Here is a 26,762-nt window from a genome sequence, read left to right on the forward strand (position 1 = left end):
CGCATTCAACGCCCGGGCCAAGCCCTCAGGTCTTGAAGATCCGGTAGATCGCCGGGATCACCAGCACCGTGAGCGCGGTCGAGGATGCCAGCCCGAACAACAGCGAGATCGCCAGCCCCTGGAAGATCGGGTCGGGCAGGATCACCGCCGCCCCGATCATGGCGGCCAGCGCGGTCAGCAGGATCGGCTTGAACCGGGTTGCACCGGCCTCGACCAGGGTTTCGACCGTTACCTTGCCCTCTGGATCGGCATGTCGGATGAAATCGACCAGCAGGATCGAGTTGCGCACGATGATCCCCGCCAGCGCGATGAACCCGATCATCGACGTGGCCGAGAACGGCGCCGAGAACAGCCAGTGGCCCAGCATGATCCCCAGAAAGGTCAGCGGTACCGGTGTCAGCACCACCAGCGGCAGCCGGAACGAGCCGAACTGCGCCACCACGAGGATGTAGATCCCCACCAGCGCCACGCCGAAGGCCGCGCCCATGTCGCGGAAGGTGATATAGGTCACCTCCCATTCGCCATCCCACAGCAGCACGCTGTCCTCGGACGACAGCGGCTGGCCGTGCAGCTTGATCTCGGGCTTCGGCAACTCGCCCCAGTCCATCGCGTCGATCCGGTCCTGCACGGCGAGCATGCCGTAAAGCGGGGCCTCGAATTCGCCGGCCAGTTCCGCGGTCACCATCTCGGTATAGCGGCTGTTGTGCCGGAAGATCGGGAAGGAGGCGCGCTCTTCGGTGATCTGCACGACATCGCCCAGTTCCACCACGCCGCGCCCGCCGGGCAGGGCATTGGCCGGCACCGGCGTGGACAGCACGCGTTCGTCGATCACCCGGTCGGACTGGTCGCGACCCACAACGATCGGGATCGGCACACGCCCCTCGCCGCGGTGGGAATAGCCCACCGTGGTCTCGCCGTTCAGCAGGCGCAGGGTTTCCAGCGCATCCGCTTCCTGCACGTTGAAGAAGGCCAGGTCAGACGGCTTGAGTTCCGCCCGCAGGCGCCGGGGTTGCACGCCGTAGCTGTCGTCGACATCGACGATGAAGGGCGTGTCCTCGAACGCCTGGCGCACCTTGGCGGCCACCGCGCGGCGGGTTTCGGCGTCGGGGCCGTAGATTTCCGCCAGCAATGTGGCGATCACCGGCGGGCCGGGGGGCGGTTCGACCACCTTCAGCGAACTGCCCGGCGGCAGGTCCAGATCGCGCAGACGCTCGCGCAGCTCCAGCGCGATGTCATGGCTGGGCCGGTCGCGGTCATGTTTCGGCGCGAGGTTGACCTGAACATCGCCCTCATGCGGGTTCGACCGCAGGAAGTAATGGCGCACCAGCCCGTTGAAATTGAACGGCGCGGCGGTGCCCGCATGGGTCTGGGCCGAGATCACCTCGGGCATGTCCAGCGCGATGCGCGCGACGTCCTGTGCCACCGCGTCGGTGGCCTCGACCGATGCGCCCTCGGGCAGGTCGATCACCACCGACAGTTCCGACTTGTTGTCGAAGGGAAGCAGCTTGACGGTCACGTCCTTGGTATAAAGCGCGCCCATCGACCCGAAAGAGATCACCACGACGCTCAGCAGGAAGACGAGGCTGATCCATTTCCGCGCCAGGATCGGGCGGACCACGGCGGCATAGATCCGGCCCAGCGTCCCGCCCGGATGCGCCTTGTCGCCGTCATGGTCATGGGTGGGCGCGCGGCCCGCAATCTTGACCATCAGCCAGGGCGTGATCATCACCGCCACGAAGAAGGAAAAGATCATCGCCGCCGACGCATTGGCCGGGATCGGGCTCATGTAGGGCCCCATCAGGCCGGACACGAACAGCATCGGCAACAGCGCCACGACCACCGTCAGCGTGGCCACGATCGTCGGGTTGCCGACCTCGGCCACGGCCTCGATCGCGGCCTGCACGCGGCTCTTGCCCTTTTCCTGCATGGCCCAGTGGCGCGCGATATTCTCGATCACCACGATGGCGTCGTCCACCAGGATCCCGATGGAAAAAATCAGCGCAAACAGCGACACCCGGTTCAGCGTGTAGCCCATGATGTGGGCCGCAAACAGCGTCAGCAGGATCGTCACCGGGATCACGATGGCCACCACGATGGCCTCGCGCCAGCCGATGGCGAACAGCACCAGCGCCACGATGGAGATCGTGGCAAGGCCAAGGTGGAACAGCAACTCGTTGGCCTTCTCGCTGGCGGTCTCGCCGTAATCGCGGGTGATCTCCACCTCGATGGAGTCGGGGATGATCCGCCCCTCCATCTCGTGCAGGCGGTGCAGGACGTGTTCGGCCACGACAACGGCATTGGCACCCGCCCGCTTGGCCAGCGCCAGCGTCACCGCGGGGCGGCGGAGCACCTCGCCCCCCTCGCCCTTGATCAGGCTCGCGACGTGATGCTCGTCCAGGTCATCGACGAAGTCCACATCGGCCACGTCGCGGACATAGACGGTGCGCCCGTCGCGCGCGGTCAGTTCCAGGTTGCCGATCTCGGCAGGGGTGGACAGGGTCTTGCCGACCTCCAGCATGATCTGCTGGCCACCGTCGCGCACCCGCCCTGCCGGGGCCGAGGCATTCGCGCCTTCGATCTTGCCCGCAAGCTGTTGCAGCGTGATGCCATAAAGCGCCAGCTTTTCGGGGTCGGGGGCAACGCGGATCGCCTCGTCGGTTTCGCCGACGATATAGGTCAGGCCGACATCCTCGATCTTGGTCAGTTCGACCTCGACCTCGCGGGCCACGCGGGTCAGGTCGGCGGCGGTGATCCCGCCCTGCCCCTCGGCCGGCGTGAAGGTCAGCGCCACGATGGCCACATCGTTGATGCCCCGGCCCACCACCAGCGGTTCGGGAATGCCCTTGGGAATGCGGTCGAGATTGGCCAGCAGCTTGTCGCGCACCCGCAGGATCGCGGTATCCTGGCTGAGACCGACCTTGAAACGGGCGGTCACCATCACCTGGTCGTCGGCGGTCTGGGAATAGACATGCTCGACCTCGTCGATGCCCTTGACGATGGTTTCCAGCGGTTCTGTCACCAGCTTGACCGCATCCATGGCGCGCAACCCGTCCGCTTGCACATGGATGTCCACCAGCGGCACGGAAATCTGCGGCTCTTCCTCGCGCGGCAGGGCCATCAGCGCGATCAGGCCCACGGCCAGCGCCGCCAGCAGCAGAAGCGGCGTCAGCGGCGAGCGGATGAAGCCCCGGGTCAGGTTGCCCGCGATGCCAAGCGGCGTCTTGCGCGGGGCTGGGTCGGTGTCCTGCAGGTCAGTCATTTTCGGTCACCACCTGATCGCCGACTTGCAGGCCGGACAGGATTTCAACCCACTGCGCCCCGTCATGGCGCACAAGCTGTCCGGGCACCACGGTCCGCGCGACCAGCCCCGCGGGGCTGCGCACGGTCACGAAATCAAGGCCCGCCTGCCGCGTGACCGCCCCGGCCGGCACCAGCAGCGCCGCGCGCGCGCCCACCGGCAGGCGCACCGGCACCCGCCGCCCGACGAAGCGGCCATCCAGCCCCTCGACCTCGACATCGGCCAGAACCCGGCCGCCCTCGATCTGCGGATAGACCTTGGCCAGCCGGCCGGTCGTGCCCTCCATTCCCGACCCGGCGCCAAGCGCGATCTCGCCCCCTTCCTGCAGCGCCGTCGCGTGCCGCTCGGGGATCGAGAGGCGCAGGAACACGCCGCCCCCGCCGATCTCGGCCACGGTTTCGCCGGGGTTGATGACCGAGCCCAGCGAGATCGGCACCGACAGAACCACGCCGGCATCGGGCGACAGCACCGCGCCCTCGGCCACCTGCTGTTCGATCACCCGGCGCTCGGCCCGCGTGCTTTCGATCTGGCCTTCCAGCACGTCCACCTGGGTGCGCAACTGGTCCAGCCGCTGCTGGGTGATGACGCCCCGCTCGCGCAGGGCCTCGCCCCGGTTCAGATCGGTGGTCGCGGTCTCCAGCTGGGTTTCCAGAGAGTTGAGCTGCGCGTCGATGGCCCGCAGCTGAAAGGTCAGCTTGTCGTCCTCGACCCGCGCGATTTCCTGCCCGGCCTCGACGCGGTCGCCCTCGGTCACGGTCAGCGTCACGACCGTGCCGCCGATGCGGGCGCGGGCGGGCACGCGGTCGCGGGTTTCGACCTCGCCATAGACCGCTTTCCACTCGGTGATCTCGGTGGGTTCCAGAACCATCGTCTGGGCCCGCGCGGGCAAGGCCGCAACCAATGCCAGCACGATGAGGATCGCTCGCAACATCTCTCGCTCCTTCTGTCGGGTTGCCCCCGGTCCAGCACATTCGCCAGTCGACCGCGCGGATCCGCATGCGGGTCGCCATAAATGCAATTTATTGAATGTATGGCGACGAATGGAGCGTTTGACAAGGGCAGTGGCGCACTGCTTGCCAACTACGCGCGCCCATGCAACCAAGGCTGACAGATCGAGAGCCGTCGCCATGCCCCGGACAATGCCACAGACAATCCAGCCCGCGCTTGCCGCACTGCCCCAAACCATGCATCCACGCAATCCCGGCATGGCACTCGATATGGCCTGGATCCGCGCCGCGCGGGCCAACCGATCGGCGATCGAGCGGCGCTGCGCCACCCTGCCCGGCCGCCGCTCCGTCAAGGGCGCGCACCAGGCGGCCTGGCTGTTGCGGGCGGTGTCGATGATCGACCTGACCACGCTGTCAGGCGACGACACGCCCGGCCGCGTCGCGCGGCTGTGCGCCAAGGCGCGCCAGCCGGTGCGCGCCGACCTGCTGGGGGCGTTGGGGGTGGAGGGTCTGACCACCGGCGCGGTTTGCGTCTATCACGAGATGATCGCCCCCGCGCTTGCCGCGCTGGATGGATCGGGCATTCCGGTCGCGGCCGTCTCCACCGGGTTTCCGGCGGGCCTGTCGCCCTTCGCCACGCGGCTGGCCGAGATCGAGGCCAGTGTTGCCGCGGGCGCGCGCGAGATCGACATCGTGATTTCCCGCCGCCATGTGCTGCTGGGCGACTGGCAGGCGCTGTATGACGAGGTCGCGGCCTTCCGCGCCGCGTGCGGGCCTGCGCATCTGAAAACGATCCTCGCCACGGGCGAGCTGGGCACGTTGCAGAACGTCGCCCGCGCCAGCCTGGTCTGCATGATGGCGGGTGCCGATTTCATCAAGACCTCCACCGGCAAGGAACCGGTCAACGCCACCCTGCCCGTGGGCCTGACCATGGTCCGCGCGATCCGCGCCTATCACGGGGTGACCGGGCACCGGGTCGGCTTCAAGCCCGCGGGCGGGATTTCCAGGGCCAGGGACGCGCTGGTCTGGCTGGCGCTGATCAAGGAAGAACTGGGCGATGCCTGGCTGACGCCGGAGCTGTTCCGCTTCGGCGCCTCGTCGCTGCTGGGCGATATCGAGCGGCAGATCGAACATCACGTCACCGGCGCCTATTCGGCGGCGTGGCGGCATCCTGTGGGGTAAGGGCATGGACGTTTCCGACCTGATGACCGGCATGGACTACGGCCCCGCCCCCGAAAGCGCGGCCGAGGCGCTGGCCTGGCTGGTGGACCGGGGCGACCGGTTCGGCTGCCACATCGACGGGGCCTTCACCGCGCCGGGCGCGACCTTTGACTCCCGCAACCCCGCCACGGGCGAGGTTCTGGCGCTGATCACGCAGGCCACCGCCGATGACGTGGACACCGCCATCGCCGCCGCCCGCAAGGCACAGCCGAAATGGGCGAAACTGACCGGCCACGCCCGCGCCAGGCACCTGTACGCGCTGGCGCGCATGATCCAGAAAAATGCCCGCCTTTTCGCGGTGATGGAGACGCTGGATAACGGCAAGCCGATCCGCGAAAGCCGCGATATCGACGTGCCGCTGGCCGCGCGGCATTTCTATTACCACGCGGGGCTGGCGCAGCTTCTGGACAAGGAACTGCCGGGCCATGCGCCCTTGGGCGTCTGCGGGCAGATCATCCCGTGGAACTTCCCGCTGCTGATGCTGGCCTGGAAGGTGGCGCCCGCACTGGCCGCCGGGAACACGGTGGTTCTGAAACCGGCGGAATGGACCTCTCTCACCGCGCTGATGTTCGCCGATCTGGCACGCGCGGCGGGGCTGCCCAAGGGGGTGGTGAACATCGTGACCGGCGATGGTGCGGTGGGCGAAATGATCGTCGCGCATGAAGGGATCGACAAGATTGCCTTCACCGGCTCGACCGAAGTGGGGCGCAAGATCCGCACCGCGACGGCGGGCAGCGGCAAGGCGCTGAGCCTGGAGCTGGGCGGAAAATCCCCCTACATCGTGTTCGAGGATGCCGATCTGGACTCGGCGGTCGAGGGGCTGGTCGACGCGATCTGGTTCAACCAGGGGCAGGTCTGCTGCGCGGGCTCGCGCCTGCTGGTGCAGGAAGGCATCGCCGAGGCGTTCCATGACAGGCTGAAGGCCCGAATGGAAGGGCTGCGCATCGGCGACCCGCTGGACAAGTGCATCGACATCGGCGCCATCGTCGGCCCCGTGCAGCGCGACCGGATCGCCGCGCTGGTCGAAAGCGGCGGGGGCAACCTGTTCCAAGCCGACTGTCCCCTGCCCGACCACGGTTGTTTTTACCCGCCAACGCTCATCACCGGCCTGTCCCCGGCCGACCCGCTGATGCAAGAAGAAATCTTCGGCCCGGTGCTGGTCTCCACCACGTTCCGCACGCCGGCCGAGGCGGTGCAACTGGCCAACGACACCCGCTATGGCCTGGCCGCCAGCGTCTGGAGCGAGAATATCAACGTCGCCCTCGACGTGGCGCCCAAGCTTTCCGCCGGGGTGGTCTGGGTGAACGGGTCCAACATGTTCGACGCCGCCGCGGGTTTCGGCGGGCTGCGCGAAAGCGGCTTCGGGCGCGAGGGCGGCTGGGAGGGCCTGCACGGCTACCTGCGCCCCGACCTGCCCGCCAAGGCGCTGAAACCGCTGCCCCCACCCGCGCCGGGCGACGAACCGGAACCGGCCGATCCGATGGACCGGACCGCCAAGCTCTATATCGGGGGCAAGCAGGCCCGGCCCGATGGCGGCTATTCCCGCCCGGTGCATGGGCTGCGCGGCCGCATCCTGGGCCATGTGGGGCTGGGCAGCCGCAAGGACATCCGCAACGCGGTCGAGGCCGCGCGCAAGGCCCAGGGCCCCTGGGCCGCGGCCAGCGGCCATAACCGGGCACAAATCCTCTTTTACATCGCCGAAAACCTCTCGGCCCGGACGGACGAGTTCACGGCGCGCCTGCACGCGATGACGGGCGGTCAGACGGCCCGCGCCGCGCCCGAGGTCGAGGTCGCGGCCAGCATCGACCGCCTGTTCACCTACGCCGCCTGGGCCGACAAGCATGACGGCCAGATCAAGGGCGTACCGATCCGTGGCGCGGCGCTGGCGTTGCAGGCGCCCGTGGGCGTGATCGGCGCGTTCTGCCCGGACGAGGCACCGCTTTTGGGCCTGATCTCGGTCATGGCCCCGGCGATTGCGATGGGCAATGCCTGCGTGCTGGTCCCTTCGGAGCCGCACCCGCTGGCGGCCACGGATTTCTACCAGGTGCTGGACACCTCCGACGTGCCCGGCGGCGTGGTCAATATCGTGACCGGCCCGCACGCGGCGCTAGCCGAGCCCATGGCCGCGCATATGGATGTGGATGCGGTCTGGTCCTTCTCCTCCTCGGACCTCTCGGGCGGGATCGAGGTCGCCGCCGCGGGCAACCTGAAACGGACCTGGGTGAACCGCGGCCGCGCGCGCGACTGGTCGGGCGCGGCAGGCGAAGGCCGCGCCTTCCTGCGCGCCGCGACCGAGGTGAAAACGGTGTGGATTCCGTGGGGCGCCTGACGCGCCGCGCTTGACTCTGCCGACCATCCGTGTCTTTACACGGCGCAATATCCGGAAAGCGTCATGCCTTCCGGTCCCGGGCATGAACCGGGATCGCCCCCCGTCAGCGAGGTTTCGCCCACGGGGGCGCTAAGCCTTGGGCCGTTGGCCCGGCTGAAATCCAGGGCGTCCCTTCCCACATGAGGGGGCAGGTGCAACGGTCGACGGAGGTGACCGCCGATGTTCGAAAGTCTTTCCGACCGCCTGTCCGGCGTGTTCGACCGGCTGACCAAGCAGGGCGCGCTGTCCGAGGATGACGTCAAGACCGCGCTGCGCGAAGTGCGCGTCGCCTTGCTGGAGGCCGACGTGTCGCTGCCCGTGGCGCGCAGCTTTGTCAAGTCGGTGCAGGACAAGGCGACCGGCCAGGCGGTGACGAAATCGGTCACGCCCGGCCAGCAGGTCGTCAAGATCGTTCATGACGAGCTGGTGAACGTGCTGACCGGCGAGGGCGAGCCGGGATACCTGAAAATCGACAACCCGCCCGCGCCGATCCTGATGGTCGGCCTTCAGGGCGGCGGCAAGACCACCACCACCGCCAAGCTCGCCAAGCGGCTGAAAGAGGTGAACGGCAAGCGGGTGCTGATGGCCTCGCTCGACGTGAATCGTCCAGCGGCCATGGAACAGCTTGCCATTCTTGGTCGTCAGATCGGCGTCGATACCCTGCCAATCGTGCCGGGCCAGCGCCCGGTGGACATCGCCAAGCGCGCCAAACAGCAGGCCGCGATGGGCGGCTATGACGTCTACATGCTGGACACCGCTGGGCGCCTGTCCATCGACGAAGAGCTGATGGCCGAGGTCGAGGCGGTGCGCGACGTCGCCACCCCGCGCGAGACGCTGCTGGTCGTGGACGGCCTGACCGGCCAGGACGCCGTCAACACCGCCGAGAATTTCGACAGCCGTATCGGGATTTCCGGCGTCATCCTGACCCGGATGGATGGCGACGGCCGCGGCGGCGCGGCGCTGTCGATGCGCGCGGTCACCGGCAAGCCGATCAAGTATGTCGGCCTCGGCGAGAAACTGGACGCGATCGAGGAATTCCACCCCGAGCGCATCGCCGGCCGCATCCTGGGCATGGGCGACATCGTCAGCCTGGTCGAAAAGGCCCAGGCCACGCTGGAGGCCGAACAGGCCGAGCGGATGATGAAGCGGTTCCAGAAGGGTCAGTTCAACATGAACGACCTGAAGATGCAGCTGGAACAGATGCTGAAAATGGGCGGCATGGAGGGCATCATGGGCATGATGCCCGGCATGGGCAAGATGGCCAAGCAGATGGAGGGGGCAGGCTTTGACGATTCCATCCTGCGCCGCCAGATCGCGCTGATCCAGTCCATGACGAAAAAGGAACGCGCCAACCCGCAGATTCTTCAGGCGAGCCGTAAAAAGCGGATCGCCATGGGTGCGGGGCTGGAAGTGAGCGAGTTGAACAAGCTGCTCAAGATGCACCGCCAGATGGCCGACATGATGAAGAAGCTGGGCCAGAAGGGCGGCCGCGCCATGCTGAAAAAAGCGATGGGCGGGCTGATGGGCAAGGGTGGCATGCCCGCCGACATGGCCGGCATGGACCCAAAGGCGCTTGAAGAGGCCGCGCGCAAGATGGGCGGCGGGATACCCGGCATGGGTGGCGGCATGGGCCTGCCTGCGGGCCTGTCCGGCCTTGGCAAGAAAAAGTGACGGCTCTGCGCTGATGGCCCATACCAGCATCCCCGTGATCGAGACCGAGCGGTTGCGCCTGTGCGGCCCGGCGCCCGAGGATTATCCAAAGTTCGAAGCGACCTTTACCAGCTATCGCGCAAGGTTCATGGGCGGGCCGCTGTCGGAATACGAAAGCTGGATGCTCTATGCAGCCGAGATCGGGCATTGGCAGATACACGGCTTTGGCATGTGGATGATCCACGACCGCGAAACCAACGCCACCTGCGGCATGGCCGGCGGATGGTTTCCCAAGGGCTGGCCCGAGCGCGAAATCGCCTGGATGATCTGGCCCGCGGTCGAGGGGCGCGGCATCGCGCTTGAGGCGGTGAACGCGGTACGGCAATGGTGCTATGACAACCTGGGCTGGGACACGGCGGTATCTTATGTCGATCCCAAGAATGTAAGTTCGGTCCGGCTGTGCGAACGCCTGGGGGCGAAACTGGACCCCCATGCACAAAGCATCGACAGCCATGACATTGTCTATCGCCATCCTGCGCCCTCGCAATTGCGGGGTACGCAACTGGCCGACGGTATCGCGCTGGAGATCCGCAATTACATCGACCCGCTTTTCAAGACGAAAGGAATTCCCCTTGACTGACGACGCCACCCGCGCCGCCGGGCTGTTGCGGGAACACCGCGAGAGCATCGACCGGCTGGACGCGATCCTGATCTACACCTTGGGCGAGCGGTTCAAGCACACGCAGGCCGTGGGCAGGCTCAAGGCCGAACACGGGCTGCCGCCCTCGGACCCTGCCCGCGAAGAAGCCCAGATCGCCCGGCTGGAGGACCTGGCAAGGCGCGCCGATCTGGACCCCGAGTTTGCAAAGAAATTCCTGGGCTTCGTCATCCAGGAAGTTATCCGTCACCACATCGAACACCAGAAATAGGCAGCGACCCTGCCGAACATGCCAACGAACAGGAGAAACTGACATGGCACTTAAACTGCGTCTGGCCCGCGGCGGCTCGAAAAAGCGTCCCTTCTACCGCGTGGTGGTTGCCGATAGCCGCATGCCGCGCGACGGCCGCTTCATCGAGAAGGTGGGCACCTACAACCCGCTGCTGCCCAAAGACAGCGAGGAGCGCATCAAGATGGACATGGAGCGCGTTCAGCACTGGCTGGGCCAGGGCGCCCAGCCCACCGACCGCGTGAGCCGCATGCTTGAGGCCGCCGGTGTCCTGACCAAGAAAGAGCGCAACAACCCCAAGAAGGGTGAACCGGGCGCCAAGGCCAAGGAACGCGCCGAAGAAAAAGCCGCGAAAGTCGCCGAGGCCTCCGCAGAAGAAACCGCGGAGTAAGCCGTGGACCAGGGCGTTCACGCCCCCCGGCCGGACCGATTCGCGCCGGCATTCCGCGATCAACTCAACCAGTTGATGCGATGGCGGCGCGACGTCCGGCATTTCCGCCCCGACCCGGTGGACGAGGCACTGCTTGCGCGGTGCCTCGATGCCTTTCGCCTGGCGCCCTCGGTGGGCCTGTCCGAACCCTGGCGCATCGTACGGCTCTCCAGCCCCGCGGCGCGGCTTGCGGCGCGGAGCAATTTCGAACAGGCCAATGCCGCGGCCCTGGAAGGGTACGAAGGTGAAAAAGCCGCGCTTTACCCACGGCTCAAACTCTCGGGGATGGACAGCGCGCCCGTGCAACTGGCGATCTTTTCCGACGAGGGCACCTCGCAGGGCGCGGGCCTGGGCGCGGCCACGATGCCGGAAATGCGGCGCTATTCCGTGGTGTCGGCGATCGCGATGTTCTGGCTTGCGGTCCGGGCCGAGGGGCTGGGGCTGGGCTGGGTGTCGGTGCTTGACCCCGACCGGCTGGCCCGCGATCTTTCGGTTCCGGGCAACTGGGCGCTGGTGGCCTATCTCTGCATCGGCTGGCCCGAGGTGGAACGTGACCACCCCGAGCTGGAAGAGGCAGGATGGGAACGCCGTGCGCCGCAACTGCATATCGAGGAGCGCTAGATGAGCGATCGGGTCTGCGTCGGCGTGGTATCGGGGGCTTTCGGGGTGCGGGGCGAGGTGCGACTGAAAAGTTTTTGTGCCCAGCCCGAGTCCATTGCCGATTACGCACCGCTTTTCACCGAAGATGGCAAGCGCAGCTTTGACGTGACGCTGACGCGCCAGGTCAAGGGCGGCTTTTCCGCGCGCCTGTCAGGCATCGCCACCAAGGAACAGGCCGACGCGCTGAGGGGGATACGGCTGTTGGCCGACCGCGCGGTTCTGCCCAGCCTGCCCGAGGACGAGTTCTACCACGCAGACCTGATCGGGCTGGAGGTCGTCGATACCGGCGGGCAGGTGCTTGGCCGGGTGCGGGCCGTGCATGACCACGGGGCGGGCGATCTGCTGGAAATCCACGGGCCGGGGCTTTCCTCGACCGTTCTTCTGCCCTTTACGAATGCATTCGTGCCCACCGTCGACCTTGCGGCGGGCCGTATCATTGCCGATCCTCCCGAAGGCTTGTTTGCCTGACCCCGACGATTCTGAGAGGCCGCCCATGTCGAACACGATCTCCACCGTCTTTACCGTCATCCTTCTGGCCGGGGCGCTGGTCGCCGGCGCCGCCGAACAGCCCTTTTGGGTGGTCGTGGTGATCGCGATCATTGCGACCTGCGCCAACGCGGTCAGTCCCGCGGCCGGCGCAGGCCGGGCGAAGCAGGGCAAGACCCTGCTCAAGGCTCTGCCGGGCATGGTGATCAACCAGTTGATCTGGGTGAACCTCGTTTTCCTGATCGGCTATGGCGCGGCCTGGGCGATGGGCGGTCCGCTGATCGCCGCACCTGTCTGGCTGTCGGTAGGGCTGTCCGCGGCGGGTCTGGCCGGCACCCTGGCCGCATCGCTGCGCGGCTGATCGCCAGTCGCATGTCCGACGCACCCCGATCTCACGGGCGGCTTTCCATCTCGGCGAGCCTCGCGCCACGCGACCTGATGGCCGAGCGGCCACGCCTGAAAGGCGCCTGGACCGCACGGGTGATCACCCTGTTTCCCGAGGCGTTTCCCGGCATCCTGGGTCTGTCACTGACGGGAAAGGCGCTGGACCAGGGGCTTTGGGCGCTGGATGCCATCGACCTGCGTCCGTTCGGCGAAGGCAAGCACAAGAATGTCGACGACACGCCAGCGGGCGGCGGCGCTGGCATGGTACTGCGCGCGGACGTGGTGGGCCGGGCGCTGGAGCAAGCTGCCATCGGCACGCCGTCCGACCGCGACCGCTGGCCGGTGGTCTATCTCTCGCCGCGTGGCCGACCCTTTACCCAGGCCATGGCCGAACGGTTTTCACGGGCCGATGGCCTGACACTGATCTGCGGCCGGTTCGAGGGTCTGGACGAAAGGGTGTTGGAAGAATACGAGGTCGAAGAGGTCAGCTTGGGTGATTTCGTTCTTTCGGGGGGCGAGATCGCGGCACAGGCCTTGATTGACGCGACTGTGCGGCTTATACCGCGCGTGCTTGGGAATCAGGCTTCCACCGAAGAAGAGAGTTTTTCCGAAGGGCTGCTTGAGCACCCCCAATACACACGGCCCGCCGTCTGGAAAGGCCGCGAGATCCCCGACATTCTCCTGTCGGGCCATCACGCGAAGATCGCCACCTGGCGCCGGGCCATGGCCGAAAGGCTGACAAAGGAACGCCGCCCTGACCTCTGGCGGGCTTATCGTGGATGTCACGATGGGGACCCGGACGGAGACCGAGAGCTCTGAGGGCTGCATCACCTTCGCGGAAAGAACCGCGAGCAAATATGGAGAAACCGCGATGAACCTGATCGCGCAACTCGAGGCGGAACAGATCGCCGCCCTCGACAAGACGATTCCCGATTTCAAGCCGGGCGACACGATCCGCGTCGGCTACAAGGTGACCGAGGGCACCCGCTCGCGCGTGCAGAACTACGAAGGCGTCTGCATCAGCCGCAAGAACGGCAAGGGCATTGCCGGATCGTTCACCGTTCGCAAGATTTCCTTTGGCGAAGGCGTGGAACGCGTGTTCCCGCTCTATTCGACCAATATCGATTCGATCGAGGTGGTGCGCCGCGGCCGCGTGCGTCGCGCCAAGCTCTACTACCTGCGCGCGCGCCGGGGCAAATCGGCCCGGATCGCCGAGGATAGCAACTACAAGCCCAAGACCGGGGCGTAAGGAGCGGAGCCATGAAAAAAGACATCCACCCCGATTACCACATCATCGACGTGAAGATGACCGATGGCACCGTGGTCCAGATGAAATCGACCTACGGCAAGGAAGGTGATGCGCTGGCACTGGATATCGATCCCTCGGTGCATCCCGCCTGGACCGGCGGCAGCTCGCGTCTGATGGACACCGGCGGGCGCGTGTCCAAGTTCAAGAAGAAATACGAGGGTCTTGGCTTCTGAGTCCACAGACCTTTACACGTATCGCAACGCCGTCCCCGCGGGGGCGGCGTTTTTCGTTACATGCAAGATTGCACTGCGAGAGGGCCATGCCCGGACTTGCCCTCATCCGACACTTTCCATAATCCGGCACACAACATATGGTGGTTCCAGCCCGTGGGATGACAGGGCCGGACATGAGACGGGGATCGGTCAGTGGCGCATATCATCGTTGTCGGCAATGAAAAGGGCGGGGCCGGAAAATCGACCGTCTCTATGCATGTCGCCACCGCGCTGGCGCGGATGGGGCACCGGGTCGGCGCGCTGGACCTGGACCTGCGCCAACGCAGTTTCGGCCGTTATGTCGACAACCGGCGCGCCTACCTCGCCCGCAGCGGACTGGACTTGCCCAGCCCCGATTACCGCGACCTGCCGGAGGTGGCACAGGATGACCTGGAACCCGGCGAGAACATCTATGATCGGCGCCTGTCCATGGCGGTGGCGGAAATGGACCAGGACAAGGATTTCATCCTGATCGATTGCCCCGGTTCGCATACCCGGCTCAGCCAGGTGGCGCATACGCTGGCCGACACGCTGATCACGCCGTTGAATGACAGTTTCATCGACTTTGACCTTCTGGCCCTGCATGACGGCGAAACCGGCAAGATCATCGGCCCCTCGATCTATGCCGAGATGGTATGGAATGCACGCCAGTTGCGCGCGCAGGCGGGTTTGAAACCGATCGACTGGGTGGTTCTGCGTAACCGCCTGGGGGCCCAACAGATGCATAACAAGCGAAAGATGGGCGCGGCATTGGAAAACCTGTCACGCCGGATCGGGTTCCGGGTGATCCCCGGTTTTTCCGAAAGGGTGATCTTTCGCGAACTGTTTCCCAACGGTCTGACCCTTCTGGATCTCAAGGATACAGGGGTCACCAGCCTGAACCTGTCCAATATCGCGGCCCGGCAAGAGTTGCGCGACCTGATGGCGGCGCTGAAATTGCCGGGGGTCGAGGTGGCGTTCTAGACCTCAGCCACCTGAACCGCGCCGGGCAGATCAAGCGGGGTCGATCCGGCCTCGACCGCTGCTTGGGCATTGGCGACGAGATGATCAAGGAACGACTCGGCCACCACTGACAGATGCTTGCCGCGCGGATAGGCCACCTGCCACTGACGCAATAGCGGAAAGCCCTGCACATCCAGCACCTTGAGAATGCCGGTCCGGCCCTCCATCGCAAGGGTGTCGCGGGACAGCGCGGCCAGGCCCAGGCCACCGATCACGGCCTGCTTGATCGCCTCGTTGCTGCCCAGTTCCATCCGCATCGACAGGCTCACCCCCCGCGCCCGAAAGAATCTTTCCGCTGCCAGCCGCGTACCCGATCCCGGTTCGCGCAGGATAAAGGGTTCGCGGGCCACCCGCTCCGGGGCGATGTTGCGTTCGCCCACTAGCGGGTGATCGTGGCGGGCCAAGATGACCAGCGGATTGTCTGCAACCGCGGTTGCGATCACGTCCAAACCTTCGGGCGGGGTGCCAAGGATGCACAGGTCATCCTCGTTTCCGGCCAGCCGGGCCAGCACAGTCTGCCGGTTGGTGACCATGAGCGCCACTTCGATCCCCGGATTGGCGTCACAGAAACTGCCCAGGAGGCGGGGCAGAAAGTACTGCGCCGTGGACACGATCGCGAGTTTCAGCTTGCCCTGCCTCAGCCCCTTCATGTCGGCCAGCCGCATATGCATCCGCTCCACCGCGTCCAGCGATTCGCGCGCGCCCTCGGCGGTGACCTTTCCGGCCTCGGTGAGGAACATCTTCTTTCCGACTCGTTCGAACAGGGGATGGCCCAGCCGATCCTCAAGCTGCTTGACCTGGGCAAAGACCGCGGGCTGGGTCAGGTGCAGCTCTTCCGCAGCACGGGTGTAGCTTTCGTGGCGGGCCACGGCGAGGAAGACGCGTAACTGGCGCAGGCTGGCCGGCATGATAATAACCTATTACTTATTCTATCCCTAAAAACTATTCATTTTGGCATTCTCTTTCAAGCTGCCATGTTTCGCTCGACCCGCCCGGAGCGGGCAAGGGACAGCATCAACGCGGAGGAGGCGACATGGCTGCCAAGAAGTATGATGCCGGTGTAAAGGAATACCGGTCCACCTATTGGGAACCCGAATACTCGATCAAGGAAAGCGATGTCCTCGCGGTGTTCAAGGTCATCCCGCAACCGGGCGTGTCCCGCGAAGAGGCCGCGGCCGCCGTGGCCGCCGAAAGCTCTACCGGCACCTGGACGACCGTCTGGACCGACCTTCTGACCGATCTGGACTACTACAAGGGCCGTGCCTACGCGATCGAGGATGTGCCGGGGTCTGACGATGCGTTCTACGCCTTCATCGCCTATCCTATGGACCTGTTCGAGGAAGGCTCGGTCGTCAACGTCTTCACCTCGATCGTCGGCAACGTGTTCGGCTTCAAGGCGGTGCGCTCGCTGCGTCTTGAGGATGTGCGCTTCCCGCTGTGGTTCGTGATGACCTGCTTTGGTCCGCCCCACGGCATCCAAGTCGAGCGCGACAAGCTGGACAAGTATGGCCGCCCGCTGCTGGGCTGCACGATCAAGCCGAAGCTGGGCCTCTCGGCCAAGAATTACGGCCGGGCCGTCTACGAGGTTCTGCGCGGCGGTCTCGACTTCTCGAAGGACGACGAGAACGTCAACTCGCAACCCTTCATGCGCTGGCGCGACCGTTTCGATTTCTGCCAGGAGGCCATCGACAAGGCCGAGGCAGAGACCGGCGAGCGCAAGGGTCACTATATGAACGTGACCGCGCCGACCATGGAAGAGGTCTACAAGCGCGCCGAATATGCCAAGGAAATCGGCACACCGATCATCATGTCGGACTACCTGACGCTGGGCTGGGCCGCGCACAACTCGCTGTCAAAGTGGTGCCGCGACAACGGGATGCTGCTGCACGTTCACCGCGCCATGCACGCCGTGATGGACCGAAACCCAAACCACGGCATCAACTTCCGCGTCCTGACGAAACTGCTGCGTCTGCTGGGCGGCGACCACCTGCATTCGGGCACAGTCGTGGGCAAGCTGGAAGGCGACCGCGAGGCGACGCTGGGCTGGATCGACATCATGCGCGACCGCTACATCAAGGAAGACCGCTCGCGCGGCATCTTCTTCGACCAGGACTGGGGCGGCATGCCGGGCGTGTTCCCGGTGGCCTCGGGCGGCATCCATGTCTGGCACATGCCGGCGCTGGTCTCGATCTTTGGCAACGACTCGGTGCTGCAATTCGGTGGCGGCACGCTGGGCCACCCCTGGGGCAACGCGGCCGGTGCGGCCGCCAACCGCGTGGCGCTGGAGGCTTGCGTGCAGGCCCGCAACGAGGGCCGCGAGATCGAGAAGGAAGGCAAGGACATCCTGCTCAACGCGGCCAAGCACAGCCCCGAACTCAAGATCGCCATGGAAACGTGGAAGGAGATCAAGTTCGAGTTCGACACCGTCGACAAGCTGGACACCCAGCACCGCTAATCGCTTAGGGAGAGAGTAACATGAGCGTTCAGGACTACACATCGCGCCTGTCCGACCCGGCCAGCCGCAAGATGGGCACCTTTTCCTACCTGCCCGAGATGGATGATGCGCAAATCCGCAAGCAGGTGGAATGGATCGTGAAACATGGCTGGAACCCCGCCATAGAGCACACCGAGCCGGAATACGCGATGTCGAATTTCTGGTACATGTGGAAACTGCCGATGTTCGGTGAAACCGATGTCGACGCCATCCTGGCCGAGCTGAAGGCCTGCCACGAAGCAAACCCGGACAACCATGTCCGCCTGATCGGCTACAACAACTTCAGCCAGAGCCAGGGCGCCAACATGGTGGTTTATCGCGGCACGCCCGTCTGATCTGACCTTGCCCGCCGCGCCCACGGCGTGCGGCGGGCGCACCGTATAGGGAGGGGAGCCCCATGAAGGACATGATCGAGCAATATCGCGTGACGGACGAGCCGTATTACCGCGCCGTCGCCGACGAGGTGGACCTGTTCGAGGCCGCCTATGCCGCCAAGATGCCGGTGATGCTGAAGGGCCCAACGGGCTGCGGCAAGACCCGCTTCGTGGAACACATGGCCTGGAAGCTGGGCAAACCGCTGGTCACCGTCGCCTGCAACGAGGACATGACCGCCAGTGACATCGTGGGCCGGTTCCTGCTGGATGCCGATGGCACCCGCTGGCAGGATGGCCCCCTGACCTTCGCCGCGCGGCACGGCGCGATCTGTTACCTGGACGAGGTGGTCGAGGCCCGGCAGGACACAACCGTCGTGATCCACCCGCTGACAGATAACCGGCGCGTCCTTCCCCTTGAAAAAAAGGGGGAACTGCTGAACGCGCACCCCGATTTCCACCTCGTTATCTCGTACAACCCGGGCTATCAGAGCCTGATGAAGGACCTCAAACAGTCCACCAAGCAGCGTTTCGGCGCGCTGGACTTCAACTATCCCGAACATGCCACCGAGGTCGAAATCGTCGCCCACGAATCCGGCGTGACGCCCGAGGACGCGGACAAGCTGGTGTCGATCGCCGAACGCGCCCGCAACCTGAAGGGCCACGGCCTGGATGAAGGGATTTCCACCCGGATGCTGATCCATGCGGGTAGCCTGATCGCGGGCGGGATCGCGCCGGTCGCCGCCTGCCACATGGCGCTGGTCCGTCCGATCACCGACGATCCGGACATGCGCGACGCGCTGGACGCCGCCGTCGGCACCTATTTCTGAGAGCGGGGGCCATGTCATGTCCTTCGCGCTTGAGGACCATGCCGAACTGACCGACGAGCTGGACGCCGCCCAGCGCGAGATCCTCGAACAATGCTGGCTCGACGCGATCCGGGTGCTGTCCCCCCGCGGCCTGGACAACTGGCTGAAGGGCGCGGTGGCGCTGGCCCATATGGGGCGCGGCGATCACATCGTGCGCACCTGGATCGAGGTGGTACCGATCCTGGCCCGCGACCTGGGCGAGGACGTGATCCCCGACCTGGCGCAGGCCTGCCTTGGGTTTGCCTCGCGCACGTCGGGTGCCGTGATCGAGCGGGTGATTGCCACGGCGCCCGTGGCCTCGCGCCGGCTGTCCGACCCGGATCTCTTTCGCACCTACCTGCAATTCCTCAACCAGCTTCTGGCCCAGGCCCCGCGCGGGCTGCGCCCGATGCTGGAGCATCTGGAGGAATTGCTGGACGTGCTGACGCTGGGCGGCCTGCGCCGCTGGGCCAACTGGGGCGCGCAGGCGCACCGGACGAATTTCGAGGAGATGACGCGCTATTTCAGCCTCGAAAGCGCCGAATCCCAGGCGATCCTGCAAAACGAACGCAAGGGCACCCTGTTCGTCGACATCCACCGCCGGATCGGGATGTACCTGCGCGCGCTCTGGGGCCGCGATTTCCTGATGCGCCCCACCGCGGGCGATTTCGAAACCCGCGAGGGCGCGAAACCTTATATTGCCGAGTTCTTCCTGCACCTGCCCGATGCCTATGACGATTGGAACGGGGAACCCGGGCTGGACCTGTACCGCGCGGCTGCCGCCCACGCCGCCGCCCATGTGGCCCTGACGACAGCGGCGATCCCGGGCGACGAGTTGAACGCGCTGCAACAGCAATGCGTCGGCCTGATCGAGGATGCCCGGATCGAGGCGCTGGCCATCGCCCAATTCCCCCGCCTGCGCGACCTGTGGCGCAAGTTCCACGCGCCCTCGACCGATGGCACGATGGGCGCGCAATTCGACCGGATCGCGCTGGGGCTGTTGGACCCCGAGGCGCAGATCGACGATCCGGTGGTGGATTGGGTGCGGGACGCGTTCGCCAAGGCGGACCTGTCGGATGCCGCCATGTCGCGCGAGTTGGGCCTGCATCTGGCACATCAGCTGCGCAACCGCCCGTTTTCCGCCTATCGCGACGTGCAGGGCGCGCCCTATCGCGACGACAACCGCTATATCTGGGAATTCGAACAGATCGACTGGGAAAAGGGATTCGCCCCTGCCCCGGAACAGGTGCGCAAATACGTCACCGTGTCCGAGATGGTGAACGAGGTGGAGGTCGAGACCGCCGGCGACGACGCGCAGGAAATCTGGGTCTCGGAGACCGAGTTCTTCGACGACGATGGCCTGTCCTTCAACGAAAAGGAGGGCAAGGAACCCACCTCACCCCCGGTCCCCTATGACGAGTTCGACTACAAGATCCAGATGCATCGCCCCTCTTGGGCCACGGTGCTGGAGAAACGCCCGAAACTGGGGGACCCGGCTGAGGTGGACGCAATCCTGACGGAGAACCGCAAGCTGACCCAGCGCATGCGGCACCTGCTGGACGCGATGCAGCCCCAGGGCGTGCAGCGCATCCGCAAGCTGGAGGATGGGGACGAGATCGACATCAACGCCGCGCTGCAGGCCATGGTCGACATCCGCATGGGCCAGCAGCCCGACCCGCGGATCATGATGCGCTCGGTCCGCAAGGTGCGCGACATCGCGGTGATGACGCTGCTGGACCTGTCCGAGTCGACCAATGACCAGGTGGCGGGTCAGGACCAGACGGTGCTGGACCTGACCAAGGCGGCCACCGTCCTGCTGGCCGAAGCGATTGCCAAGGTCGGCGATGCCTTCGCGCTGCACGGGTTCTGCTCGGACGGGCGGCACAACGTGTTCTACCAGCGCTACAAGGATTTCGACCAGCGGTGGGACGAGATGCCCAAGGCGCGCCTTGCGGGGATGCAGGGGCAGTTGTCCACCCGGATGGGCGCGGCGATCCGCCATGCGGGGCATCACCTGGCGCAGGTTCCGGCAGCGAAAAAGCTGATGCTGGTGATCACCGACGGCGCGCCGGCCGATATCGACGAGCGCGATCCGCAATACCTGCGCCAGGATGCCCGCGCCGCGGTGCTGGAGGTGGAAAAGCACGGGGTGATCCCGTTCTGCCTGACGCTGGACCCGCGCGCGGATCAGTATGTCGCGCAGATCTTCGGGCAGCGTAACTTCTTCATCCTCGACAACGTGGAACGCCTGCCCGAGCGGCTGCCACAGCTTTACGCGGGGCTGACCCGCTGACCCCTGACCTGAAAGAAAAACCGCCCCGGCGCTTTGCCGGGGCGGTTTCGTCGTGCGGGGCTGCGGGCGCGGGGCCCGCTGCCGATCACTCTTGCGACAGGGTCGCGATGTAGGCGTAGATGTCGCGCACTTCCTGTTCGTTACGCGCATTGAACGTCATGCTGCCGCGCGCCTTGGGATCACCCAGGTATTCACGCAAGAACTCGGTCGGGTTCTTGGCGTATTCCACAACCAGATCCTCGGTCCAGACCAGCCCGGCCTCACCCGCTGCCAACATCGAGTTGGAATAGCGGAATCCTTCGACCGTGCCGGCCGTCCGACCAGGCATCGCGTACTGGTTGGGGCCAACGCGGGAACCGTTACCGGCCACCATTTCGCCCGCGGGGGTGGTGACGACGTGGCAAGTCGCACACTGGCGGAACGCCTTTTCACCCGCCACCGGATCACCGGTGAACGCCGCGGCCATGACGACCGCCTCCTCGGCGGCGGCTTCCTCGGCCGGGGCTTCCTCGGCAGCGGCCTCCTCAACCGGGGCTTCCTCGGCGGCGGCTTCCTCGGCCGGGGCTTCCTCGGCGGCGGCTTCCTCAACCGGGGCTTCCTCGGCGGCGGCTTCCTCAACCGGGGCTTCCTCGGCAGCGGCTTCCTCAACCGGGGCTTCCTCGGCAGCGGCTTCCTCAACCGGGGCTTCCTCGGCAGCGGCTTCCTCAACCGGGGCTTCCTCGGCCGGGGCTTCCTCGGCGGCGACTTCCTCAACCGGGGCTTCCTCGGCAGCGGCTTGTGCCGCAGCGGCCATATCGTCGAATACCGACGCGGCCGGGGCTTCTTCAGCGGCGGGCGCACCCTCGATCATCGCAGCGGACTTACCAGCCAGCGCTGCCGCGCGTTCGGCAAGCTCGGCATACTCGGCAGCCAAAGCCGAAGCCTGTTCTGCCAAGGTCAGGGCAGAGGCCACTTCTTCGGGGGTTGCGACGGCAGGCGCCTCGACGGCTTCTGCGACCGGGGCCTCTTCGGCCGGGGCTTCTTCGGAAGCGGCCTCTTCAACCGGCGCGTCTTCCGCAACGGCCTCTTCAGCGGCAGCTTCCTCAATCGGGGCTTCCTCGGCGGCAGCTTCCTCAGTGGGCGCTTCTTCCGCAACGGGCTCCTCGGTGGCGACCTCGTCGGCGGCGGCTTCCTCTGCCGGGGCTTCCTCCGCAACGGCCTCCTCGGTGGCGGCTTCCTCTGCCGGCGCCTCTTCCGCAACGGCCTCCTCGGTGGCGACCTCCTCGGTGGCGGCTTCTTCAGCGGGGGCTTCCTCGGCCGTCACCTCGGCCACGACAGCCTCTTGTGTGGCAACCTCGACGGCGGGCGGCGGGGTCGTATCCTTGTCGCCGCTGTAACCCACCGCATAAAGAGCGATACCGATTGCCGGAGCGGCAACGACGAGTCGGATCAGGTTTTGCGAATTATTTGCCATGTTTCATCCTTTACGTTCCGCTGCCTTCGGATGGGACCACCCCGTCCGTGGCAGGAAGTCCTCCTGCTGTTGCGTCGCAAGCGCCAGGGCACCTCGCACGCCGGGCCGGAAAGCGGAAGAGCGAGGGATACCCCCGCGACCGCGGCACCGGACCGCCGAGGCGCAGAATAACGTCACCGTGAACAGAGAACATCCCTTGATAGCGTGCCTGCGACGCTGATACGCGCCCAATATCTGTTGAAAGGGCCGGAAATACGCCCGGCGCGCTGTTTTTGGCTGGTTCCCGCCGGTGGCCGCCCCGCCCGCACCCTGCCGCACCCGACGGCCAGGCGAATCGGGTTGTCTCAGGCGGCGCTTCGGGCCAGCCGCGCCATTTCCCGAAGGGCCGACGGGATGTCATGCGCCCAGCCATCCGCCGCGATCCGCGCCGCGGCCTCGGGTTCTGCCGCGACATAGGCCCCGCTCAGCAAGATGCGAGTGTGCGGCGCGGCCATACGAATCCGGGGCACCAGGGCGGCAAGCAGGCGCGCAGTACGCACCGAACCGACCGATAGCCCCAGAACACTATGGGTCTGTTCGGCCAGTTGATCGACCAGAACGGCCTCTGGCTCTGCCAGCGACAGATCGATTTCCCAACCACAGCGGCGAAAGGCATCCGCCGCAATCACCACGCCCAAAGAATGCGTTTCACCGGGCAGCGTCGCAAAGACCGCGCGCCGCGCCGGATCGGTCCGGGGCAGGCCGATATCATCCTGCAAAAGATGAACCAAGCGTTGCAGGCGTCCCACGACCTGGCCGACTTCGACAAAGGAAACCTCGTCACGTTCCCATTTTTCGCCCATCAACCGCGCCACGGCAGGAAGATGACCGCGCAGGATTTCCCCACTGCCATACCCCTTTTCCGCAAGCTCCTTGATGACGCCGCGCGCAGCATCAATCCCGCCGCAGCAAAGCGCCACACAAAGTGCCCCTGTCTCGGCGGCGTCCGGCGCCGGCGTGGGGCGCGCCGGCAAGCTGAGCGCCACCCGTGAGAGCGCCGCCTTGGCAACCTCGCGCAGCGTGGCGTCGGGCAAGGCGCGACATTGCGCCGGAACACGCTCCGAAAATGCACCCATCATCCGAAACTGGTCGGTCGGCATCATCCACTCCAACGATTCCCGTCTGGCCGCTTCGTGATCCGGCGACCATTTCAGGCCACAGTGACGGGTGCGCCCTATCTCGGCATTGACCTGCATCAAGGCATGCCCTCGCCCACCCCCACGCAAAGCGGCCGCGCCGGGGGCAACATTCCCCTTGGTGCCCCCACCTATTGCGACGGCAAGGCGCGCGCTGGCCATCGCCGGGCTCCTCTGACCACTTGCCCCTTGAAAATCAGGCCGTTTGGGCGCATGTACTACGTCGCCCGCAAAGTTGGCGGGACATGCAACAACGGAGTGACCATGGCCAAGGAAGAAATGCTCGAATTTCCCGGTGTCGTGAAGGAACTCCTGCCGAACGCGACGTTCCGGGTCGAGCTTGAAAATGGCCATGAGATCATCGCGCACACGGCAGGCAAGATGCGCAAGAACCGCATCCGTGTTCTGGCCGGCGACCGGGTTCAGGTCGAGATGACCCCCTATGATCTGACCAAGGGTCGGATCAATTACCGTTTCAAGTAAGCGCTTGCGCCTGATCCTCGGCTCTGCCAGCCCGCGTCGGCGGGATCTGCTGGCGCAGATTGGCGTCGTGCCAGACGAGGTGCGCCCCGCCGATATCGACGAAACACCGCGCAAGGCCGAGTTACCCCGCCCCTATTGCACCCGGATGGCGGTCGAAAAGGCGCGCGCCGTACAGGCCGCACCTGACGACCTGGTGCTCTGCGCCGATACAACCGTCGCATTGGGACGCCGTATCCTGGGCAAACCGGCCCATGCGGGCGAGGCGGCGGAATTCCTGCTGGCGCTATCGGGCCGGCGGCACCGTGTCATCACCGCCGTCGCGCTGCGATGGGGCGAACGGGTATGGGAACGGGACGTGATGACCACCGTTCAGTTCAAGCGCCTCTCGGACGAGGAACTGAACGCCTACCTCGCCTCTAACGACTGGCAGGGCAAGGCGGGCGGGTACGGCATCCAGGGGCTGGCCGGGGCCTTCGTGCCGTCGATCAACGGCTCTTTCTCGGCGGTGGTTGGGCTGCCGCTGGCAGAAACCGCCGCCTTGCTGGCAGGGGCGGGTTATCCTCTATGGAGGGCGTAGGCATGAAGGGACGCGTGGTCATCCTGGACCGGATCGGCACGCGGGCCGCCGCCGCGTTGATGGTGGACGGGCGCCTTGAGGATCTCTTGATCGATCCCCCCGACGATCGCCCTGCCCCCGGTGCGATCTTTCGTGCCGTGGTGGATCGGCAGGTCAAGGGTCAGGGTGGCGTCTTTCTGCGCCTGCCCGAAGGGCGTGCATTCCTGAAACAGGCCAAGGGATTGCGCCCCGGCCAGGGTGTTCTCGTGCAGGTCACTGGCTATGCCGAGCCGGGAAAAGCCGCACCGGTCACGCCTCGACTCTTGTTCAAGAGCCGATTCGCCATCGTGACCCCCGATGCACCGGGGCTGAACATCTCGCGTGCCATCCGCGACGAGGATAATCGCGACCGGCTTCTGGAGCTGGCGCATGAGGGTATGGCCGGCGCTGCCGAGGGGCTTGGGCTGATCCTGCGCTCGGCCGCGGCCGAAGCCCAGGACGACGCGATCGCGGTCGATATCGCCGCCATGCGCGCCCTCGCAGAAGAGCTGTGCACCGAATCGGCAGACGGCACGCCACAGGCACTTCTCGATGCACCCGACGCCCATCTTGTGGCCTGGCGCGACTGGGCAGAGCCCGCCCCCGACATGGTGATCGAAAACGAGGGCAGTTTCGTCGAAATGGGCATATGGGACGCGATCCAGGCGCTTTCCGCCCCCGCCCCCCTGCCCGGCGGTGGAACGGTCTTCGTCGAACCCACCCGCGCCCTTGTGGCCGTTGACGTCAATACCGGACCGGATACATCGCCGGCCGCGGGGCTGAAGGCCAATATCGCCGCCGCCCGCGACCTGCCGCGCCAGTTGCGCCTGCGCGGTCTTGCCGGGCAAATCGTTGTCGATTTCGCCCCGATGCCGAAAAAGGACCGCCGCGTCCTGGAACAGGTGCTCAGGGCCGCGCTGCGCGCCGACCCGGTCGAAACGACCCTCGTCGGCTGGACCCCGCTCGGGCACGCCGAACTGACCCGCAAGCGCGAACGCCTGCCCTTGGCCGAGGCCCTGACCCGATGACCTGCCCTATCTGCAAGAAACCCACCGATGCGGCCTACCGCCCCTTCTGCTCGCGCCGCTGCGCCGATATCGACCTTGGACGATGGCTGACGGGCAGCTACGCGGTGCCGGCCGACACACCAAAAGACGCAGAACACGCCGCGGCGTCCCCGGCACACACGCCATCGAAACCACACTGAATTTTATTGCCCAACCCTCTGGACAGCCCTGCGCCCCGCGTCTAAGAACACGCCACCCGAAGCGCAAGCGCTTCACCCGTGCCCGGGTAGCTCAGGGGTAGAGCAGTGGATTGAAAATCCTCGTGTCGGTGGTTCGATTCCGCCCCCGGGCACCACTATAAAAAATCTCAATGTAAAATCAGATACTTAGACCCCTATTTTGTCCCACTGGCGGACATGTCGGGAAAAGGTGGGACACTTTTGTCTTAGCTTTGTTCTCCTGACAGGCGGCGAAGGGCGCTTTCGGCGCGGGTCTTTTGACTCGCCGCTCTGGTGTAGCGCGTCACTTCCTTGCTGGTCCGGTGGCCGGTGATCGCCATGATCTCCTGTTCGGTGCATCCCAACTCTGCCAGGCGCGCGGCGGCGGCCTTGCGTAGCCCGTGAACCGAACACTCTTTCAAGCCCGCCTCATCGCACCATTTGCGGAAACGATTGCCAAAGCCGTTTGAGGTGAAGGGGCGGTTGAAGGCCGTGACTAGGAACGCAAGATCGCCGGTCGGCGTCTGGTCAATGATCCGCTGCAATTCGGGAATGATCGGAATTTCCATCCGAACCGGATTGCGGTTGCGCCCCTTGTGCTGGGTGAACACAAGCCATCCGTCCCTGACATGCTGGCGGCCGAACAGAACCAGGTCCGAACGGCGCTGGCCGGTGTAGATCGCCAGGGCCAAGGCAAGCCGCGCCTGGGTCCCCACCGGATGGACTTCCTCGAACCGGGCGATTTCGTCCAGCGTCCAGGAATGGAATCCGTCCGGGTTGCCTTTGAGGTATTCGACCTTTTCCGCCGGGTTGTCGGAGCTATGCGGGATTATGGGTGACGCGGCCTGATCAGGCGGCGCGGTTTTCGGTGGCGTTCTCGGCGACACCGTCGGTGAATGTGACGCCTTCGA

General features: G+C 65.7%; 27 protein-coding genes and 1 tRNA gene. 22 read left to right on the top strand and 6 right to left on the bottom strand.

Annotation, left to right across the window (positions count from 1 at the left end; all coding sequences use genetic code 11):
* Positions 1 to 25 precede the first annotated feature (25 nt).
* Both EV663_RS11265 and EV663_RS11270 read right to left on the bottom strand, forming a co-directional pair.
* Positions 26 to 3,259: an efflux RND transporter permease subunit gene (locus EV663_RS11265; RefSeq protein ID WP_132951906.1), complete on the bottom strand. Its 3,234-nt coding sequence runs from the start codon at positions 3,257 to 3,259 to the stop codon at positions 26 to 28.
* On the bottom strand, positions 3,252 to 4,229 hold the full coding sequence (locus EV663_RS11270) for an efflux RND transporter periplasmic adaptor subunit (RefSeq protein ID WP_132951907.1): 978 nt from the start codon (positions 4,227 to 4,229) through the stop codon (positions 3,252 to 3,254). Before EV663_RS11270 ends, EV663_RS11265 begins: the two co-directional genes overlap by 8 nt.
* Before the next feature lie 208 nt (positions 4,230 to 4,437).
* Here EV663_RS11270 and deoC point away from each other — a divergent pair, with 208 nt between their 5' ends.
* The 13 genes from deoC to EV663_RS11335 all read left to right on the top strand — a co-directional run bounded on the left by deoC (position 4,438) and on the right by EV663_RS11335 (position 14,875).
* The gene (gene deoC, locus EV663_RS11275) at positions 4,438 to 5,427 is read left to right on the top strand and encodes a deoxyribose-phosphate aldolase (protein ID WP_132951949.1); all 990 of its coding nucleotides are present in this window, start codon (positions 4,438 to 4,440) and stop codon (positions 5,425 to 5,427) included.
* 4 nt (positions 5,428 to 5,431) lie between these two features.
* Complete coding sequence (locus EV663_RS11280; RefSeq protein WP_132951908.1) at positions 5,432 to 7,795, top strand: aldehyde dehydrogenase family protein; 2,364 nt, start codon at positions 5,432 to 5,434, stop codon at positions 7,793 to 7,795.
* Between the two features lie 219 nt (positions 7,796 to 8,014).
* Positions 8,015 to 9,505: a signal recognition particle protein gene (gene ffh, locus EV663_RS11285; protein ID WP_132951909.1), complete on the top strand. Its 1,491-nt coding sequence runs from the start codon at positions 8,015 to 8,017 to the stop codon at positions 9,503 to 9,505.
* A gap of 13 nt (positions 9,506 to 9,518) precedes the next feature.
* The gene (locus tag EV663_RS11290) at positions 9,519 to 10,124 is read left to right on the top strand and encodes a GNAT family N-acetyltransferase (RefSeq protein WP_132951910.1); all 606 of its coding nucleotides are present in this window, start codon (positions 9,519 to 9,521) and stop codon (positions 10,122 to 10,124) included.
* Positions 10,117 to 10,413: a chorismate mutase gene (locus EV663_RS11295; RefSeq protein WP_132951911.1), complete on the top strand. Its 297-nt coding sequence runs from the start codon at positions 10,117 to 10,119 to the stop codon at positions 10,411 to 10,413. The genes EV663_RS11290 and EV663_RS11295 overlap by 8 nt, the downstream gene beginning before the upstream one ends.
* A gap of 43 nt (positions 10,414 to 10,456) precedes the next feature.
* Positions 10,457 to 10,822, top strand: coding sequence for a 30S ribosomal protein S16 (gene rpsP / locus EV663_RS11300; RefSeq protein WP_132951912.1), 366 nt, complete (start codon positions 10,457 to 10,459; stop codon positions 10,820 to 10,822).
* 3 nt (positions 10,823 to 10,825) lie between these two features.
* Positions 10,826 to 11,482 carry a 5,6-dimethylbenzimidazole synthase gene (bluB, locus tag EV663_RS11305; RefSeq protein WP_279432542.1) on the top strand — a complete coding sequence of 219 codons (657 nt, stop codon included), beginning with the start codon at positions 10,826 to 10,828 and terminating at the stop codon, positions 11,480 to 11,482.
* A complete protein-coding gene (gene rimM, locus EV663_RS11310) occupies positions 11,483 to 11,989 on the top strand; it encodes a ribosome maturation factor RimM (RefSeq protein WP_132951913.1) in 507 nt (168 codons plus the stop codon).
* Between the two features lie 25 nt (positions 11,990 to 12,014).
* Positions 12,015 to 12,368 (top strand): hypothetical protein, encoded by a 354-nt coding sequence (locus tag EV663_RS11315; protein ID WP_132951914.1) that lies wholly within the window; start codon positions 12,015 to 12,017, stop codon positions 12,366 to 12,368.
* An 11-nt stretch (positions 12,369 to 12,379) separates the two neighbouring features.
* Complete coding sequence (gene trmD / locus EV663_RS11320; protein ID WP_132951923.1) at positions 12,380 to 13,210, top strand: tRNA (guanosine(37)-N1)-methyltransferase TrmD; 831 nt, start codon at positions 12,380 to 12,382, stop codon at positions 13,208 to 13,210.
* A 52-nt stretch (positions 13,211 to 13,262) separates the two neighbouring features.
* Entirely contained in the window at positions 13,263 to 13,640 is a 378-nt protein-coding gene (gene rplS, locus EV663_RS11325) for a 50S ribosomal protein L19 (RefSeq protein WP_132951924.1), read from the top strand.
* Between the two features lie 11 nt (positions 13,641 to 13,651).
* On the top strand, positions 13,652 to 13,873 hold the full coding sequence (gene rpmE / locus EV663_RS11330) for a 50S ribosomal protein L31 (RefSeq protein ID WP_132951926.1): 222 nt from the start codon (positions 13,652 to 13,654) through the stop codon (positions 13,871 to 13,873).
* 192 nt (positions 13,874 to 14,065) lie between these two features.
* Positions 14,066 to 14,875, top strand: coding sequence for a division plane positioning ATPase MipZ (locus EV663_RS11335; protein ID WP_132951928.1), 810 nt, complete (start codon positions 14,066 to 14,068; stop codon positions 14,873 to 14,875).
* On the opposite strand, the gene EV663_RS11340 is transcribed toward EV663_RS11335, so the two are convergent.
* Positions 14,872 to 15,822, bottom strand: coding sequence for a LysR family transcriptional regulator (locus EV663_RS11340; RefSeq protein ID WP_132951930.1), 951 nt, complete (start codon positions 15,820 to 15,822; stop codon positions 14,872 to 14,874). The two genes, EV663_RS11335 and EV663_RS11340, sit on opposite strands and share 4 nt — an antisense overlap.
* Positions 15,823 to 15,947: 125 nt before the next feature.
* Here EV663_RS11340 and EV663_RS11345 point away from each other — a divergent pair, with 125 nt between their 5' ends.
* The 4 genes from EV663_RS11345 (at position 15,948) to EV663_RS11360 (ending at position 20,920) form a co-directional block, all read left to right on the top strand.
* Positions 15,948 to 17,369, top strand: a complete 1,422-nt coding sequence (locus EV663_RS11345) for a form I ribulose bisphosphate carboxylase large subunit (protein WP_132951932.1) — start codon at positions 15,948 to 15,950, stop codon at positions 17,367 to 17,369.
* Positions 17,370 to 17,389: 20 nt separating this feature from the next.
* Positions 17,390 to 17,743 (top strand): ribulose bisphosphate carboxylase small subunit, encoded by a 354-nt coding sequence (locus EV663_RS11350; RefSeq protein ID WP_132951934.1) that lies wholly within the window; start codon positions 17,390 to 17,392, stop codon positions 17,741 to 17,743.
* 62 nt (positions 17,744 to 17,805) lie between these two features.
* Positions 17,806 to 18,609: a CbbQ/NirQ/NorQ/GpvN family protein gene (locus tag EV663_RS11355; protein WP_132604938.1), complete on the top strand. Its 804-nt coding sequence runs from the start codon at positions 17,806 to 17,808 to the stop codon at positions 18,607 to 18,609.
* Between the two features lie 16 nt (positions 18,610 to 18,625).
* A complete protein-coding gene (locus EV663_RS11360; protein WP_132951937.1) occupies positions 18,626 to 20,920 on the top strand; it encodes a nitric oxide reductase activation protein NorD in 2,295 nt (764 codons plus the stop codon).
* 85 nt (positions 20,921 to 21,005) lie between these two features.
* On the opposite strand, the gene EV663_RS15855 is transcribed toward EV663_RS11360, so the two are convergent.
* Together EV663_RS15855 and EV663_RS11375 are read right to left on the bottom strand one after the other, a co-directional pair.
* Complete coding sequence (locus EV663_RS15855) at positions 21,006 to 22,373, bottom strand: c-type cytochrome (protein ID WP_243697948.1); 1,368 nt, start codon at positions 22,371 to 22,373, stop codon at positions 21,006 to 21,008.
* Between the two features lie 344 nt (positions 22,374 to 22,717).
* On the bottom strand, positions 22,718 to 23,710 hold the full coding sequence (locus EV663_RS11375; protein ID WP_165910183.1) for a cobalamin B12-binding domain-containing protein: 993 nt from the start codon (positions 23,708 to 23,710) through the stop codon (positions 22,718 to 22,720).
* 102 nt (positions 23,711 to 23,812) lie between these two features.
* Here EV663_RS11375 and infA point away from each other — a divergent pair, with 102 nt between their 5' ends.
* From infA to EV663_RS11400, 5 genes are all read left to right on the top strand, one after another.
* Positions 23,813 to 24,031, top strand: a complete 219-nt coding sequence (gene infA, locus EV663_RS11380; protein WP_037209844.1) for a translation initiation factor IF-1 — start codon at positions 23,813 to 23,815, stop codon at positions 24,029 to 24,031.
* A 4-nt stretch (positions 24,032 to 24,035) separates the two neighbouring features.
* The gene (locus EV663_RS11385) at positions 24,036 to 24,608 is read left to right on the top strand and encodes a Maf family protein (protein WP_132951941.1); all 573 of its coding nucleotides are present in this window, start codon (positions 24,036 to 24,038) and stop codon (positions 24,606 to 24,608) included.
* A 2-nt stretch (positions 24,609 to 24,610) separates the two neighbouring features.
* Positions 24,611 to 25,654, top strand: a complete 1,044-nt coding sequence (locus EV663_RS11390; RefSeq protein ID WP_132951943.1) for a ribonuclease E/G — start codon at positions 24,611 to 24,613, stop codon at positions 25,652 to 25,654.
* Positions 25,651 to 25,833: a DNA gyrase inhibitor YacG gene (locus EV663_RS11395; RefSeq protein WP_132951945.1), complete on the top strand. Its 183-nt coding sequence runs from the start codon at positions 25,651 to 25,653 to the stop codon at positions 25,831 to 25,833. The genes EV663_RS11390 and EV663_RS11395 overlap by 4 nt, the downstream gene beginning before the upstream one ends.
* 80 nt (positions 25,834 to 25,913) lie before the next feature.
* A tRNA-Phe gene (locus tag EV663_RS11400) sits at positions 25,914 to 25,988 on the top strand.
* A 90-nt stretch (positions 25,989 to 26,078) separates the two neighbouring features.
* On the opposite strand, the gene EV663_RS11405 is transcribed toward EV663_RS11400, so the two are convergent.
* The coding region (locus EV663_RS11405; protein WP_165910184.1) for a tyrosine-type recombinase/integrase at positions 26,079 to 26,762 on the bottom strand (684 nt) is incomplete at its 5' end.

Source organism: Rhodovulum bhavnagarense (assembly GCF_004343505.1).
GTDB classification, from domain to species: Bacteria; Pseudomonadota; Alphaproteobacteria; order Rhodobacterales; family Rhodobacteraceae; genus Rhodovulum; species Rhodovulum bhavnagarense.

What these genes read in the sequence shown, in the direction of transcription:
- EV663_RS11265 (WP_132951906.1), bottom strand. Translation starts at nt 3,259, where the DNA reads ATGACTGACCTGCAGGACACCGACCCAGCCCCGCGCAAGACGCCGCTT.
- EV663_RS11270 (WP_132951907.1), bottom strand. Translation starts at nt 4,229, where the DNA reads ATGTTGCGAGCGATCCTCATCGTGCTGGCATTGGTTGCGGCCTTGCCC.
- deoC (WP_132951949.1), top strand. Translation starts at nt 4,438, where the DNA reads ATGCCACAGACAATCCAGCCCGCGCTTGCCGCACTGCCCCAAACCATG.
- EV663_RS11280 (WP_132951908.1), top strand. Translation starts at nt 5,432, where the DNA reads ATGGACGTTTCCGACCTGATGACCGGCATGGACTACGGCCCCGCCCCC.
- ffh (WP_132951909.1), top strand. Translation starts at nt 8,015, where the DNA reads ATGTTCGAAAGTCTTTCCGACCGCCTGTCCGGCGTGTTCGACCGGCTG.
- EV663_RS11290 (WP_132951910.1), top strand. Translation starts at nt 9,519, where the DNA reads ATGGCCCATACCAGCATCCCCGTGATCGAGACCGAGCGGTTGCGCCTG.
- rpsP (WP_132951912.1), top strand. Translation starts at nt 10,457, where the DNA reads ATGGCACTTAAACTGCGTCTGGCCCGCGGCGGCTCGAAAAAGCGTCCC.
- rimM (WP_132951913.1), top strand. Translation starts at nt 11,483, where the DNA reads ATGAGCGATCGGGTCTGCGTCGGCGTGGTATCGGGGGCTTTCGGGGTG.
- EV663_RS11315 (WP_132951914.1), top strand. Translation starts at nt 12,015, where the DNA reads ATGTCGAACACGATCTCCACCGTCTTTACCGTCATCCTTCTGGCCGGG.
- trmD (WP_132951923.1), top strand. Translation starts at nt 12,380, where the DNA reads ATGTCCGACGCACCCCGATCTCACGGGCGGCTTTCCATCTCGGCGAGC.
- rplS (WP_132951924.1), top strand. Translation starts at nt 13,263, where the DNA reads ATGAACCTGATCGCGCAACTCGAGGCGGAACAGATCGCCGCCCTCGAC.
- rpmE (WP_132951926.1), top strand. Translation starts at nt 13,652, where the DNA reads ATGAAAAAAGACATCCACCCCGATTACCACATCATCGACGTGAAGATG.
- EV663_RS11340 (WP_132951930.1), bottom strand. Translation starts at nt 15,822, where the DNA reads ATGCCGGCCAGCCTGCGCCAGTTACGCGTCTTCCTCGCCGTGGCCCGC.
- EV663_RS11345 (WP_132951932.1), top strand. Translation starts at nt 15,948, where the DNA reads ATGGCTGCCAAGAAGTATGATGCCGGTGTAAAGGAATACCGGTCCACC.
- EV663_RS11350 (WP_132951934.1), top strand. Translation starts at nt 17,390, where the DNA reads ATGAGCGTTCAGGACTACACATCGCGCCTGTCCGACCCGGCCAGCCGC.
- EV663_RS11355 (WP_132604938.1), top strand. Translation starts at nt 17,806, where the DNA reads ATGAAGGACATGATCGAGCAATATCGCGTGACGGACGAGCCGTATTAC.
- EV663_RS11360 (WP_132951937.1), top strand. Translation starts at nt 18,626, where the DNA reads ATGTCCTTCGCGCTTGAGGACCATGCCGAACTGACCGACGAGCTGGAC.
- EV663_RS15855 (WP_243697948.1), bottom strand. Translation starts at nt 22,373, where the DNA reads ATGGCAAATAATTCGCAAAACCTGATCCGACTCGTCGTTGCCGCTCCG.
- EV663_RS11375 (WP_165910183.1), bottom strand. Translation starts at nt 23,710, where the DNA reads ATGGCCAGCGCGCGCCTTGCCGTCGCAATAGGTGGGGGCACCAAGGGG.
- infA (WP_037209844.1), top strand. Translation starts at nt 23,813, where the DNA reads ATGGCCAAGGAAGAAATGCTCGAATTTCCCGGTGTCGTGAAGGAACTC.
- EV663_RS11390 (WP_132951943.1), top strand. Translation starts at nt 24,611, where the DNA reads ATGAAGGGACGCGTGGTCATCCTGGACCGGATCGGCACGCGGGCCGCC.
- EV663_RS11395 (WP_132951945.1), top strand. Translation starts at nt 25,651, where the DNA reads ATGACCTGCCCTATCTGCAAGAAACCCACCGATGCGGCCTACCGCCCC.